This is a genomic window from Formosa sp. F44 (assembly GCF_056238645.1).
The window spans coordinates 45783-59401 of the sequence record NZ_JBWDLJ010000006.1 but is presented as its reverse complement, the minus strand read 5'-3'; the positions used below and the strand labels follow the sequence as shown (position 1 = coordinate 59401).

General features: G+C 34.9%; 15 protein-coding genes and 1 tRNA gene. 11 read left to right on the top strand and 5 right to left on the bottom strand.

The features are described 5' to 3' along the window. Positions 1 to 274: 274 nt before the first annotated feature. The 3 genes from rpsT to proS all read right to left on the bottom strand — a co-directional run bounded on the left by rpsT (position 275) and on the right by proS (position 2275). The gene (gene rpsT / locus AC0UBM_RS16805; RefSeq protein WP_414035196.1) at positions 275 to 526 is read right to left on the bottom strand and encodes a 30S ribosomal protein S20; all 252 of its coding nucleotides are present in this window, start codon (positions 524 to 526) and stop codon (positions 275 to 277) included. 26 nt (positions 527 to 552) lie between these two features. After that, positions 553 to 624: transfer RNA gene (locus AC0UBM_RS16800), tRNA-Glu, on the bottom strand. A 172-nt stretch (positions 625 to 796) separates the two neighbouring features. Next, complete coding sequence (gene proS, locus AC0UBM_RS16795; RefSeq protein ID WP_475689407.1) at positions 797 to 2275, bottom strand: proline--tRNA ligase; 1479 nt, start codon at positions 2273 to 2275, stop codon at positions 797 to 799. 29 nt (positions 2276 to 2304) lie between these two features. Between proS and AC0UBM_RS16790 the strand changes: the two genes are divergently transcribed. The 7 genes from AC0UBM_RS16790 (at position 2305) to AC0UBM_RS16760 (ending at position 9082) form a co-directional block, all read left to right on the top strand. Beyond that, the gene (locus AC0UBM_RS16790; RefSeq protein ID WP_434036814.1) at positions 2305 to 3402 is read left to right on the top strand and encodes a hypothetical protein; all 1098 of its coding nucleotides are present in this window, start codon (positions 2305 to 2307) and stop codon (positions 3400 to 3402) included. A gap of 28 nt (positions 3403 to 3430) precedes the next feature. Next, positions 3431 to 4954, top strand: a complete 1524-nt coding sequence (locus AC0UBM_RS16785; protein ID WP_475689406.1) for an OmpP1/FadL family transporter — start codon at positions 3431 to 3433, stop codon at positions 4952 to 4954. 159 nt (positions 4955 to 5113) lie between these two features. After that, a complete protein-coding gene (folE, locus tag AC0UBM_RS16780) occupies positions 5114 to 5791 on the top strand; it encodes a GTP cyclohydrolase I FolE (RefSeq protein WP_414035192.1) in 678 nt (225 codons plus the stop codon). Between the two features lie 12 nt (positions 5792 to 5803). Beyond that, entirely contained in the window at positions 5804 to 7288 is a 1485-nt protein-coding gene (gene cysS, locus AC0UBM_RS16775) for a cysteine--tRNA ligase (RefSeq protein ID WP_475689405.1), read from the top strand. Positions 7289 to 7337: 49 nt separating this feature from the next. Beyond that, entirely contained in the window at positions 7338 to 7559 is a 222-nt protein-coding gene (gene yidD, locus AC0UBM_RS16770) for a membrane protein insertion efficiency factor YidD (protein WP_382384663.1), read from the top strand. A 99-nt stretch (positions 7560 to 7658) separates the two neighbouring features. Beyond that, positions 7659 to 8585, top strand: coding sequence for a prolipoprotein diacylglyceryl transferase (lgt, locus tag AC0UBM_RS16765; protein WP_414035190.1), 927 nt, complete (start codon positions 7659 to 7661; stop codon positions 8583 to 8585). 5 nt (positions 8586 to 8590) lie between these two features. Then, the gene (locus tag AC0UBM_RS16760) at positions 8591 to 9082 is read left to right on the top strand and encodes a DUF192 domain-containing protein (RefSeq protein ID WP_475689404.1); all 492 of its coding nucleotides are present in this window, start codon (positions 8591 to 8593) and stop codon (positions 9080 to 9082) included. Between the two features lie 130 nt (positions 9083 to 9212). On the opposite strand, the gene AC0UBM_RS16755 is transcribed toward AC0UBM_RS16760, so the two are convergent. Continuing rightward, positions 9213 to 9608 carry a rhodanese-like domain-containing protein gene (locus AC0UBM_RS16755; RefSeq protein ID WP_475689403.1) on the bottom strand — a complete coding sequence of 132 codons (396 nt, stop codon included), beginning with the start codon at positions 9606 to 9608 and terminating at the stop codon, positions 9213 to 9215. 9 nt (positions 9609 to 9617) lie between these two features. Beyond that, positions 9618 to 9932, bottom strand: coding sequence for a rhodanese-like domain-containing protein (locus tag AC0UBM_RS16750; RefSeq protein WP_475689402.1), 315 nt, complete (start codon positions 9930 to 9932; stop codon positions 9618 to 9620). Between the two features lie 303 nt (positions 9933 to 10235). Here AC0UBM_RS16750 and AC0UBM_RS16745 point away from each other — a divergent pair, with 303 nt between their 5' ends. From AC0UBM_RS16745 to AC0UBM_RS16730, 4 genes are all read left to right on the top strand, one after another. Continuing rightward, positions 10236 to 10691, top strand: a complete 456-nt coding sequence (locus tag AC0UBM_RS16745) for a MarR family winged helix-turn-helix transcriptional regulator (protein WP_475689401.1) — start codon at positions 10236 to 10238, stop codon at positions 10689 to 10691. Positions 10692 to 10773: 82 nt separating this feature from the next. Beyond that, on the top strand, positions 10774 to 11340 hold the full coding sequence (locus AC0UBM_RS16740; protein WP_475689400.1) for a YceI family protein: 567 nt from the start codon (positions 10774 to 10776) through the stop codon (positions 11338 to 11340). A gap of 296 nt (positions 11341 to 11636) precedes the next feature. Then, a complete protein-coding gene (locus AC0UBM_RS16735) occupies positions 11637 to 13040 on the top strand; it encodes an anthranilate synthase component I family protein (protein ID WP_475689399.1) in 1404 nt (467 codons plus the stop codon). 11 nt (positions 13041 to 13051) lie between these two features. Beyond that, the gene (locus AC0UBM_RS16730) at positions 13052 to 13618 is read left to right on the top strand and encodes an anthranilate synthase component II (RefSeq protein ID WP_038531705.1); all 567 of its coding nucleotides are present in this window, start codon (positions 13052 to 13054) and stop codon (positions 13616 to 13618) included. Position 13619: the final 1 nt, after the last annotated feature.

Below are 13619 nucleotides of genomic sequence, written 5' to 3'. Positions count from 1 at the left end.
CCTTATACAATTGTAAATGCAATTACACTTAATTACACCACTATTTAACCGAATATAAAAGAACCTAAAATTGGCATCTATAAGGGCTTTTAGATCCCTTACCACTGTAATATTGATTAATTCACAACCGTAGGCCAATAGCAGAGATACCATGTTTAGTTTAATACGTCCCCACCTTAACTTCAAAATATTACTGTCGGTCTTTAGAAATATATTAAACACAAAAAAGCCTCTCATTTCTGAGAAGCTTTCTGTTATTATATAACTAAATGTCTTAAAGAGCAGCGATATGCTTTGATAAACCAGATTTAAGGTTTGCCGCTTTGTTAACGTGAATTATATTCTTCTTCGCTAACTTATCGATCATAGATACTACGTTAGAATATAACGCTTGTGCATCTTCCTTTGTTTCAGCATCACGTAATCTCTTAATAGCATTACGAGTCGTTTTATGCTGATATTTATTTCTTAAACGTTTAGCTTCGTTACTTCTAATTCTTTTTAACGATGACTTATGATTTGCCATTTTGATCTTTTCTTATTAAATGATTGTAGCCCGTAGGGGAATCGAACCCCTCTTACCAGGATGAAAACCTGGCGTCCTAGCCGATAGACGAACGGGCCATTATTTTTTTGAGTGTGCAAATATAAAACTTAATTTCTTATTTGCAAAACATTTTTTCAAAAAACTTTCAATGTGATTTGTTGTTAACAATTATCCCATTGCGGGTGCAAATATACAACCTTTTTTGAATGTCACAACAACAAATGAAAGTTTTTTGAAAAAAAATTAAAATTAATAGGCTTTTGCGAATAACACACGTCTGTTAGACGGCTTTCCACTAAACACACACACCCCAGACTCCTCTACCGAATCTTCTGGAATACAACGTATTGTAGCCTTAGTAATCTCTTTTATCTTGTCTTCGGTCTCATTTGTCCCATCCCAATGCGCTAAAATAAAACCTCCAGTTTTTTCTAAAACATCTTTAAATTCCTCGAAAGTATCCACTTTAGTAGTGTGTTCTGCTCTAAAATCGGATGCCTTTTTATAAAGATCGTTCTGTATGGTAGTCATTAACCCTTCTACAACTTCGGCAAGCGCATCTAATGCCACAACTTCTTTAGTTAAGGTATCACGTCTAGCCAACTCCACAGTACCATTCTCAAGATCTTTAGGTCCTATCGCAATTCGCAAAGGCACGCCTTGTAATTCATGTTGTGCAAATTTTGCACCTGGTCTAAAGGTTGTACGATTATCATACTTTACAGAAATGTTTCTAGCTCTTAGGTCACCCATAATTGTATTAGCCACTTCGGAAACCTCATCAAATTGTTCGTCTGTCTTATATATAGGAACAATTACCACTTGGTTTGGCGCTAAATTTGGAGGTAATACCAAACCATGATCATCACTATGCGTCATGATTAAAGCCCCCATAAGACGAGTTGACACTCCCCAAGATGTTGCCCAAACGTGATCTTGCTTTCCTTCTTTAGAAGTAAATTTAACATCGAATGCTTTTGCAAAATTCTGACCTAAGAAGTGAGACGTTCCTGCTTGCAATGCTTTTCCGTCTTGCATTAGTGCTTCAATACAATAGGTTTCTACCGCTCCCGCAAAACGCTCGCTTTCCGTTTTTAAACCTTTTATAACAGGAATTGCCATAAAGTTTTCTGCAAAGTTCGAATAGACATTATTCATTAACTCCGCTTCCGTAATAGCTTCTGCTTCGGTAGCATGAGCTGTATGCCCTTCTTGCCATAAAAATTCGGCAGTACGTAAAAATAAACGGGTACGCATTTCCCAACGTACAACATTTGCCCATTGGTTAATTAGCAACGGTAAATCTCTATACGATTGAATCCATCCCTTATAGGTATTCCAAATAATAGCTTCACTGGTAGGTCTAACAACCAACTCCTCCTCTAGTTTTGCTTCTGGGTCTACGCGTAATTTTCCAGGATTGTCAGGATCGTTTTGCAATCTATAATGTGTCACTACCGCACATTCTTTTGCAAAACCTTCTGCATTTTTCTCTTCAGCTTCAAATAAACTTTTAGGCACAAATAGTGGAAAGTATGCATTTTGATGTCCTGTTTCTTTAAACATTCGATCTAATTCGGCTTGCATTTTTTCCCAAATAGCATAACCATATGGTTTAATAACCATGCATCCTCTAACTGCTGAATTCTCAGCTAAATCAGCCTTTACTACCAATTCATTGTACCATTTGGAGTAGTCTTCTGCTCTTTTTGTAAGTTTTTTACTCATATCTTAGTTGTGGCATAAATATTGCCACTATGTTAAATACATTAAATAGTTCAGCAAAACTAACTATTTTTGTTATGTTCAACAATAAATTCACTCCCGATATGAGATATAAAGATACATTAAGACAAAAGGCTCCATTTTTTATAATGCTTTGTAGCTTGCTTGTGCTTTCATCATGTGGAAGTTCTCAAGGTTATTATACACAGCAAAATAACGATGGAATATACGGCACACCTAACAACAGAGTTGTGGTATACGACGATTATGACACTGCAGAAAATGTGTATTATAAAAACTATTTCAAAGATAAAAATCAAGAAATTGAAAGTTATAATGCCGAGATGGAACAAGATTCTGTATTTACAGATGTAGAAACATACCAAAGTAATGCTTATACAGATACCTATACCAACCAAAACGATTACGACGGTTATGGTGGATGGGGACAGGAAACAGATGGTGTTTCTGTAACTATTTATAATAACGATCCGTTTATGTATGGTGGCGGATTTGGTTATGGATACGGCTATGGTTGGGGTTATGCTGGCTGGAACAGACCTTTCTGGGGCTGGGGCGGTGGTTATTATCCTCCTTATTATGGAGGTTGGGGCTACGGCGGAGGCTGGGGTTATGGCTGGGGCTACGGTGGCGGTGGTTACTGGGGATATCCTGGATATTGGAACCACGGTTATTACCACAATGGATACCGAGGAAATAATATGGGCTACAGAAGAGGTTTAGCTTATAATTCGAATAACAGATATTTAAACAGTACACGTTATAGTTCTACCAGAAACAAAGTATCTACAAATAATAGCAGTAGTCGATATCAAAACCTAACTAGAAATAGTCAGTCTAGAACGAATACATCTAATAGTACGACTAGAAGATCGTACCAAACCTCACGTACAAGTAGAAATTATAATTCTACCAGAGCGAACAATTCGAATACTTATAGTAGAACGCAACCTAGTTATAACAGCAATAGCAGTAACCGTTCTTACAATAGCAGTACCCGATCGTCTTCAAGTAGCAACAGAAGTTACTCGACGCCAACACGATCGTCTTCTAGCAGTTCAAGATCTTCAGGATCAAGCACAAGATCGTCAAGAAGCGGTGGTAGATAGTAAATAATTAAAAAACATAATTTTTATAATGAATTTTAAAATAATAGTTTTTATTCTAGCAGGCATCTTTACAGTGCCTGCTTTTTATGCTCAAGACATAACTGACGCCGTTCGATATTCACAAGATAACATAGTAGGATCTGCAAGATTTAGAGCCTTAAGTGGTGCTTTTGGTGCATTAGGAGGCGATTTGTCGGCGACTAGCCTTAACCCAGCAGGATCGGCAGTATTTAATAACACATTTATGTCGGTCTCGTTAACCAATATAAATGTAGACAATGACACTCAGTTTTTTAACGGACAGGATTCTTTTTCTCATTCGTTTACAGAATTCACTCAAATAGGAACAGCTTTCGTGTTCTACAATCCAAATATGAATAGTTCTTTCGAAAAATTCACTTTGGCAATTACCTATGACAAAACTCAAGATTTTAAAGACGATTGGGCTTCACACGGCATAAACACCAATTCTATTGACGGGTATTTTTTATCGAACGCACAAGGAAAACGTTTAGATCAAATTTCAGCCTTATCTAATGAGACAATCTCTCAAGCCTATTCTGAAATAGGAAAATTTTACGGTTCAGAAAATCAACAGGCATATTTAGGATACGAGTCTTATATATTACAACCTAATAGCTTCGAAGACGACAATACAGAATACACTTCCAATATTGCTCCAGGAACATTCAATCAGCACTATATTTATTCTGCAACAGGATACAACGGTAAAATTGCTGTAAATTTCGCCTCTCAAGTAAACGACAGATTATATTTAGGACTTAATTTAAATACTCATTTTATAAATTACGATCGCTATACCTACTTGGAAGAAGCTAATTCTAATTTCAACTCTATGGTGAAGCAAGTAGATTTTGAAAACACTTTATCTACTATTGGTGGCGGATTTTCATTCCAAGTTGGAACAATTTACAAAGCAACCAATAATTTAAGAGTCGGATTCACTTACAACTCGCCTACCTGGTATACGATTGAAGAAGAAACTTCTCAGTATATTTCTACCGTTAGAACAGAAGCAGGAAGAGATATTACTCAAATTGTAGATCCTAGAATTATTAATATACATCCAGAATACAAATTAAGAACCCCAGGTAAACTGTCTGGAAGTTTGGCTTATATTTTTGGAAGTAGCGGATTAATTAGTTTTGACTATGCGTATAAAGACTACGGAAATTCAAAATTTAAACCGGAGCACAATTCACACTTTGATACGCAAAACCAAATTATTAGTGACGAATTAGTAGGTGCTTCGTCTTTCGCTGTAGGTGGAGAATACAGATTAAAACAACTTAGCTTTAGAGGCGGATACCGCTTTGAAGAGAGTCCGTATAAAAACGGAGAAACCATTGGCGATTTAACTGGCTATTCTGTTGGATTAGGTTACAGCATTGGGACTACAAAATTGGATATTACTTTCGACCAAACGCAACGCGATTCGGAATACCAACTTTATAATGTAGGTTTAACAGATGCAACATCATTAGACACCAAAATATCGAGTTTAACATTTTCTGTAAGTTTCGCTTTATAAAGCCGACTTAAAATATCTAAAACAGGTCTGTTTTCTACTTGAATGCAGACCTGTTTCTTTTTGACTGGCAAACAGCAATTAATAAGTTAGCCAATTCAAACTTAAAGAAAACTGAATTACTTATATTTGCAGATTAAAATAATATTATTTTTTTAGAAAATGAAATTTGATAATAATATAGAAGAGTTTGACGCTTATGGAGACGACCATATTGGAAGTGCTACAGACACACCAATGGTTACAGATGCTTTTAAACTTTCGGATGAAGAAAAAATTAAATCTATAAACGGAAATGTTCGCCAAATTATGGAAACATTAGGATTAGATTTAACCGATGACAGTTTAAAAGGGACTCCAAATCGTGTTGCTAAAATGTTCGTAAAAGAAATTTTTAGCGGTTTAAACCCTAGTAACAAACCAAAAGCGTCTACTTTCGACAATAAGTATAAATACGGTGAGATGTTAGTTGAAAAAAACATCACCCTATACTCTACTTGCGAGCACCATTTTTTACCAATTGTAGGTAGAGCACATGTCGCTTACATCTCTAAAGGAAATGTTGTAGGTTTATCTAAAATGAATCGTATCGTAGATTATTACGCGAAACGTCCTCAAGTTCAGGAGCGATTAACCATGCAAATTGTAAAAGAATTACAAGCTGTTTTAGGTACAGAAGATGTTGCATGTATTATAGATGCTAAACATTTATGTGTAAATGCGCGTGGTATTAGAGATATAGAAAGTAGCACCGTTACCGCCGAATTCGGAGGAAAATTTAAAGAAAAGGACACGCGTAGAGAGTTCATCGAGTACATTAAATTAGAGACGCAATTTTAAATCAGCAAAAACATGCCTCAGCTATACAAGCAACAAAGCATTAAAATTTACAATTCACTTTCAGGGAAAAAAGAAGTTTTCACCCCTATAACCGACGGTAATGTTGGAATGTATGTTTGCGGACCTACAGTGTACAGCAATGTGCATCTAGGAAACGTGAGAACGTTTATGTCTTTCGACACCATTTTTCGTTACCTAAAACATTTAGGTTACAAAGTACGCTACGTTCGTAATATAACGGATGCTGGACATCTAGAAAATGATGCAGACGAAGGCGAAGACCGTATTGCTAAAAAGGCACGTATAGAGCAAATTGAACCTATGGAAGTGGTACAGCGTTATACGGTAGACTTCCATAACATATTAAATAAATTCAACTTTCTACCGCCAAGTATAGAACCTACGGCAACAGGACACATTATTGAACAAATCGAATTAATAAAAACGATTATCGATAATGGGTTTGGGTACGAAGTTAATGGCTCTGTGTACTTCGATGTTTTAAAATTTAATGAAACCAACAATTATGGTAAATTAAGTAAAAGAAACGTTGAAGATTTAATTCACAATACACGTGTTTTAGATGGCCAAACAGATAAGAAAAACCCTCAAGATTTTGCACTTTGGAAAAAAGCAGAACCACAGCATATAATGCGTTGGCCTTCGCCTTGGAGCGACGGTTTTCCAGGTTGGCACTTAGAATGTACAGCGATGAGTACTAAATATCTTGGAGAACATTTTGATATTCACGGAGGCGGTATGGATTTAAAATTCCCACACCACGAATGCGAAATTGCTCAAGCAGAAGCCTGCAACCACCAAACACCTGTTAACTATTGGATGCACGCCAATATGCTAATCATGAATGGTAAAAAAATGGCTAAATCTACAGGAAATTACATTCTTCCTGAAGAAATTTTCACTGGAGAAAACAAAAACATCACGCAACCTTTTAGTGCAAGTGTCGCTCGTTTTTTCATGTTACAAGCTCATTATCGCAGTGTTTTAGATTTTACGAATAACGGATTGTTAGCCAGTGAAAAAGGGTTTAACAGATTAATGGATGCGATTTCAGATATAGAGACACTTAAGGCGAGTGGCACATCTTCAATAACCATTTCAGAATGGAAACAGAAGTGTTACGATGCGATGAACGACGATTTTAATTCGCCTATATTAATTGCGAATTTATTTGAAGGCGTTAAGCTTATCAATCAATTAAAAGACGGAAAAGCAACGCTTACCGCATCAGACTTACAGGAATTAAAAGATACCATGAACACCTTTACATTTGATATTTTAGGTTTAGTTCACGGATCTCAAACAGATACAGGAGAAGACAAATTAACTGGAGCTGTAGATTTACTTATAAAATTACGTCAAGAAGCACGAGCAAATAAAGACTTTGCTTTATCAGATAAAATTCGGGACGAACTTGCAAACGTTGGTATTCAGCTAAACGACGGTAAGGACGGTACATCATTCTCGACAAATTAAACACTTAACACGGACAAGCATTTTTTACTTGTCCGTTTTTTATATCACTATGAAACGGTTATTAATAGCTCCTTTCTTATTCTTAATAAAGATATATCAAACCCTTATATCTCCATTAACACCTGCGTCTTGCAGATACCATCCAACATGTTCGCACTACACTAAAGATGCACTTACAAAACATGGCCTTATAAAAGGCGGTTGGTTAAGCATAAAGCGTATTTTAAGCTGTAATCCGTGGGGTGGTTCTGGTTACGATCCTGTTCCTTAAATTATTCTTTCAAATCCTATATTTTAATAGTCCTTAACACGCTATTCTTTTTTAATCCTTGTGCAAATGTCTATATTTACGCATTGAAAACTAAATACTATGCACTTTTTAAAATTCGATTGGAATCCTACTTCAGGAATTGAAATCATTGGTAATTTCCAACTTCACTTTTACAGTTTAATGTGGGTTACCGCGTTTCTTTTAGGATGGTACGTTATGAAACGTATTTATGAAAAAGAAAAGGTTTCTTTAGAATATTTAGATCCATTATTTATCTACACCGTTCTAGCCACTATGATTGGTGCACGTTTAGGCCATGTAATATTTTACCAACCTGAATTATTTAAGGACGATTTTCTTAGTATTTTCTTACCTATTAGAACAAATCCTACTTTAGAATTTACAGGATTTCAAGGTTTGGCAAGTCACGGTGCCGCTATTGGTATTATTATAGGAATGTATTTATATAGAAAGAAATACAATTACAAATCGTTAATGTGGATTTTAGACCGCATTGTAATCCCGGTATCTCTAGGTGCGATTTTTATTAGAATTGGAAACTTTATCAATTCAGAAATTATTGGAAAAGTAACAGATTCTAATTTAGGTGTTCGTTTTATTCAAGATGAATATAGTAAACGAGAGGCTGTTCAACTTACAGGAATAAAAGATCCTAAAGGCGCTTATAACGCTATTGCACACAATCCGCAATTTCAGAACTTATTAGATGCTGTTCCTTACAGACATGCTGCACAATTATACGAAGCTGCTTGTTATGTATTTGTCTTTTTAATCTTATGGGTGCTATACACTAAAACCAATAAAAAAGACAATCCTGGTTTCTTCTTCGGACTGTTTTTAGTATTACTATGGACCATTAGATTCTTTGTAGAATTTGTAAAAGAAGCACAAGTAGACGAACGTGCAACATGGGCCTTAAATACAGGACAATGGTTAAGTATACCATTTATAATTGTTGGATTCTACTTTATGTTTGTCTATAAAGGAACATCTAAAAAAGCCTAAATATTATGATTAAGAAGTCGATTAAATTTTTAGTTTGTGTATGTGCTATTTGCATATTAAGCACCTCTTGCAAAGACGATAAAAAAGCAAACATCGCACCTACCGAAATTTCATTCCAGAAAGAAGGTGAATTACAGTTATACAAGGCTAAAACCGACTCTATAATAAAAACGCTAAATATTGAAATTGCCGATACAGAATACGATCGTGAAACAGGATTAATGTACAGATCCTCTATGGAAGACACAAATGCTATGTTATTTATATTTCCTGATGAAGAACCACGCGGATTCTATATGAAAAATACACAATTTGCATTAGATATTATTTATATCGGAGCAAATAATACCATAGTAACCATTGCTAGAAATGCTAAACCCATGGACGAAACTACTGTACTATCGCATAAACCTGCAATGTATGTTTTAGAAGTAAATGCAGGGTTAGCCGACGCTTGGCAACTAAAAGAAGGAGATTCTATTGCGTTTACCAAGTAATATTAATCGGCGATCAAGTCGTTGTGTTTGCAGGTCTTAAAATTCCGTCAGAAATTGATATAAAAAAAGCAGGATTAAATTAGAAATAATTTAATCCTGCTTTTTTTTATATTACTAGACAGTATAAAATCTAATCTAGCACCAGTTCTTTGCCTTTGTGTTTCCATTCGGATACACCTCCTTTTAAATCGAAGATCTTAACAAAACCAGCTTCTATTAATTTTTCTGCACATTCTGCACTTCGTTTTCCAGAGTTACAATACAATGCGACAGGTTTTGATTTATCTAAATTCTCGATATCAGATTCAAACGTATCAGAATTAAAATCGATATGTTGTGAGTTCTCGATATACCCTTGCAAAAGCCGATCTTTTTTAGATCTTAAATCAACCAACTGCACATCGTCTAAATGTATTAGTGATTGCATTTCTTCTACAGTAACGGCTTCAATCACACCTTTGTTTTGGTGATTACATGATGTTAACACCAGTAATATAAAGCAAATTAGTATACTTATTTTTTTCATCTATTATTTTTAGCGCTCTGCAACGTCCCCGTCCCATTCATTAAATCCGCCTAATAAATTATACGAATTTTCGATTCCTAACTGATCCATTATTTCACAGGCTTTACCACTTCTTACTCCCGAACGGCAATACACATAGTAATTCTTACTCTTATCTAGTTCGTCTACCTGATTTACAAATTCTTGTCCTAGATAGAAATCGATATGTTTAGAGTTTGGGATAAATCCTTGATCTACTTCATCGTCTGTACGAACATCTAAAATCACAGCATTGCTATCGTTCGCTAACTGCTCTACCCATTCTTCTTGTGTTAAATCTGCCATAATAGTATATAGTTTTGGTTACAAATTTATAATTTCTTTAATACATAATCGAATAAAATCCCGAAGTCTTACATATTCGATTCTTTTTATTCAAAAATTTAAGATCCCAATCACTATTAATTCGAGCGCTCCCTGTCCTAGTCCGGTACGCTCTACTACCATAGCAATATACATAATTACTGTTTTAAGTATGATTTACTCTTTATTCAAAAAAGCCACCACCAATCTTTAACATAAATTTATATAAAAGGATATACATTTAAATCACATTCTGTTATACATTTGTATATACAATTATTGTACATGAAACAGTTAGAAGACATCCTTAAAACAAGTCAACCTATTCCATTAAATAGAAAAACGGTATTAAATATCGCATACTCTGCTATTTGGATAAAAGAGATGACACACCCTGTTTTAAAAAGTTTCGACATTTCTAACGAACAATTTAACGTACTACGCATTTTACGAGGAAAAAAAGGAAGTCCTACAAATCTTCAAGATATTCAGGATCGCATGATTAATAAAATGAGTAATACCACGCGTTTAGTCGATAAGCTAATTTTAAAAGGATATGTGGAGCGGTTCACTTGCGAAAAGAACAGAAGAAAAGTAGACATATTTATTACAGAATCGGGGCTTAAATTATTACACGATATTGATCCAAAAATAGATAAGGCCGAAGACGATATAACAACTAATTTATCTGTAGAAGAACTCGAAAACTTAAATTATTTACTGACCAAATTACGCTCGTAATTGGCCTACCAAAAAGCAACTCAGAAAAACTAGAGTATTATTAACCCATTATAAATAGTAACCCAACACAAATAGATTAAAGATGAAAAACACCCTTAAAAGCGCAATGTTATTAGTTTTAGCGATAACATTTGCATCGTTCGCTACATTAAAAACACAGAAAGTAGACGTAAAAGCAAGTCAGATTACTTGGACTGGCCACAAAGTTACAGGACAACATGATGGTACCCTTACACTTAAAGATGGAACTCTAGAATTTAACGACAAACAATTAGTTGGAGGTGTATTTACTATGGATATGACATCTATTAACACCACCGACCTTGAAGGTAAATCTAAAGCGAAACTAGATGGTCACTTAAAAAGCGATGATTTCTTTGGAACAGAAAAATATCCAACAGCTACATTAAAATTTATCGAGGTAAAAGGGCAAGGTACAGATTATACAGTAACAGGAGACTTAACCGTAAAAGGCATTACAAAGCCAATAACGTTTAACATGACTGTTGCAGAAGGTTCGGCAAAAGCATCTTTTAAAATAGATAGAACAAAATACGGTATTAGATACGGTTCGGCGAGTTTTTTCGACGACTTACAAGACAAGGCCATTTATAACGAATTTGATGTAAATGTGTCTTTAAAATTCTAACATTCCTAATTCAATTGTTAGTTACAGTGTGTGAATGAGTTAAATTCCTGTGGTGTTATGCATTACTTTACGGACCTACAGGAATTCTCTTTTTAAATTTCTTCTAAAAAAATTTGATAACTAAATTTACATTCCTATATTTGAATCAAATAATTAAAGAATTGAACACAAATTTAAATATTACTTGGTGGTGGAGCTCTCGAAATTCAATCTTCGTGAACTAAACCTATTGTATATTTTAAACTCAAAATAACAAGGCTTGTCATTCACGACAAGCCTTTTTTTATTACAAAAAAATGAAACAATTTAAACTCACCACACATTACAAAAAAATACTAGCCGATACTATTACACCGGTAAGTATTTATTTAAAAATTAGAGATCGTTTCCCTAATAGCCTTTTACTTGAAAGTAGCGATTACCATGCTAACGATAACAGTTTCTCGTACATCTGCTGTAATCCGATTGCCTCAATAAAAGTCCAAAACGAAACGATTACTCAAGAGTTTCCTAATGGTGAAATCATTTCTCAACCTATTACAGAACGCAGTATGGTTACCGAAGAAATTCACAACTTTACCAAACGTTTTAAAACAGACGAGAATGAAGAGTTTAAATTTATAAATAATGGTATTTTTGGATATATAGGGTATGATGCCGTTCGCTATTTCGAAGATATCGATATTACTAAAAAAGAAAAGGTTTTAGGTATTCCAGATATATATTATGCCGTGTACCAAAACATAATCGCGATAAATCATTTTAATAACGAAGCTTATATTTTTGCACATTGTTACGATGGCGAGAATAATATCGATGATTTAAATCAGCTTATAAAGTCAAATCAATTCGCCACCTATCAATTTACTCCAGAAGACGATATTGCTTCCAACTTAACAGACGAAGAATATAAAAAGAATGTGGTTTTAGCCAAACAACATTGTGCTAGAGGCGATGTTTTTCAATTGGTATTATCTAAAAAATTCTCTCAAGAATTTAAGGGAGACGACTTTAATGTCTATCGCGCCTTAAGAAGTATTAACCCATCCCCTTACCTATTCTATTTTGATTACGGCACCTTTAAAATCTTTGGAAGTTCTCCAGAAGCACAATTGGTTGTACAAGATGGTAATGCCGAAATTCACCCTATTGCAGGAACTTTTAAGCGTACAGGTAATGATGAACAAGATGCAGAACTTGCTAAAAAATTAGCAAAAGATGATAAAGAAAATGCCGAACATGTCATGCTTGTCGATTTGGCACGAAACGATTTAAGTCGTCACGGAAGCCAAGTTACTGTAGATACGTATCGCGAAGTGCAATTCTTTTCGCACGTCATTCACTTAGTAAGTAAAGTTATTGGTAAAAAACATGCCGACACAATTACCATGCAAGTAGTTGCAGACACATTTCCTGCAGGAACATTAAGTGGTGCACCTAAGCATAAAGCGATGCAACTGATTGAAAAATACGAAAAAACAAGTCGTGAATTTTACGGTGGAGCAATCGGGTTTATGGATTTTAACGGAAACTTTAATCATGCAATCATGATTAGAACGTTTTTAAGTAAAGACCATAAACTACACTGGCAAGCGGGAGCAGGAATCGTTTCTAAATCGAAACCAGAAGACGAATTACAAGAAGTTTACAATAAACTAGGTGCTTTAACCAAGGCTATAGATTTAGCTAAAAATATTTAATAGTGTACAAAATGAAACATATATTAGTTATAGATAATTACGACAGTTTTACTTACAATTTGGTACATTATTTAGAAGATTTAGGATGCCAAGTTACCGTAAAACGAAATGATAAAATTGATTTAGACGAGGTTGCAAATTTCGATAAAATTGTATTATCTCCCGGCCCAGGAATTCCTGATGAAGCTGGATTATTAAAAGACATTATTAGAACCTACGCACCAACTAAAAGTATTTTAGGCGTGTGTTTAGGTCAGCAAGCAATGGCCGAAGTTTTTGGCGGAAGCATTGAAAACCTAGATAATGTGTATCACGGTGTGGCTACAAATGTTACGTTATGTGTAGACGACGAGAAACTATTTGATGGTTTCGACAAGACCTTCCCTGTGGGGCGCTATCATTCTTGGGTCGTATCTAATAAATTACCAGATGTACTAGAAGCGACGTCGTTCGATGAAAACGGACAAATTATGTCGCTACGTCACAGAACTTACGATGTTCGTGGGGTTCAATATCACCCAGAATCGGTGTTGACACCTAACGGAAAACAAATGCTTAAAAACTGGATAAATAGTTAAT

Excerpts from the sequence above, each read along its gene's own strand:
- AC0UBM_RS16750 (WP_475689402.1), bottom strand. The coding sequence starts at position 9,932 with ATGGCAGATTTAACACAAGAAGAATGGGTAGAGCAGTTAGCGAACGAT.
- rpsT (WP_414035196.1), bottom strand. The coding sequence starts at position 526 with ATGGCAAATCATAAGTCATCGTTAAAAAGAATTAGAAGTAACGAAGCT.
- lgt (WP_414035190.1), top strand. The coding sequence starts at position 7,659 with ATGCACTTTTTAAAATTCGATTGGAATCCTACTTCAGGAATTGAAATC.
- AC0UBM_RS16730 (WP_038531705.1), top strand. The coding sequence starts at position 13,052 with ATGAAACATATATTAGTTATAGATAATTACGACAGTTTTACTTACAAT.
- AC0UBM_RS16735 (WP_475689399.1), top strand. The coding sequence starts at position 11,637 with ATGAAACAATTTAAACTCACCACACATTACAAAAAAATACTAGCCGAT.
- AC0UBM_RS16760 (WP_475689404.1), top strand. The coding sequence starts at position 8,591 with ATGATTAAGAAGTCGATTAAATTTTTAGTTTGTGTATGTGCTATTTGC.
- proS (WP_475689407.1), bottom strand. The coding sequence starts at position 2,275 with ATGAGTAAAAAACTTACAAAAAGAGCAGAAGACTACTCCAAATGGTAC.
- AC0UBM_RS16745 (WP_475689401.1), top strand. The coding sequence starts at position 10,236 with ATGAAACAGTTAGAAGACATCCTTAAAACAAGTCAACCTATTCCATTA.
- AC0UBM_RS16755 (WP_475689403.1), bottom strand. The coding sequence starts at position 9,608 with ATGAAAAAAATAAGTATACTAATTTGCTTTATATTACTGGTGTTAACA.
- AC0UBM_RS16785 (WP_475689406.1), top strand. The coding sequence starts at position 3,431 with ATGAATTTTAAAATAATAGTTTTTATTCTAGCAGGCATCTTTACAGTG.
- cysS (WP_475689405.1), top strand. The coding sequence starts at position 5,804 with ATGCCTCAGCTATACAAGCAACAAAGCATTAAAATTTACAATTCACTT.
- yidD (WP_382384663.1), top strand. The coding sequence starts at position 7,338 with ATGAAACGGTTATTAATAGCTCCTTTCTTATTCTTAATAAAGATATAT.
- AC0UBM_RS16790 (WP_434036814.1), top strand. The coding sequence starts at position 2,305 with ATGTTAAATACATTAAATAGTTCAGCAAAACTAACTATTTTTGTTATG.
- folE (WP_414035192.1), top strand. The coding sequence starts at position 5,114 with ATGAAATTTGATAATAATATAGAAGAGTTTGACGCTTATGGAGACGAC.
- AC0UBM_RS16740 (WP_475689400.1), top strand. The coding sequence starts at position 10,774 with ATGAAAAACACCCTTAAAAGCGCAATGTTATTAGTTTTAGCGATAACA.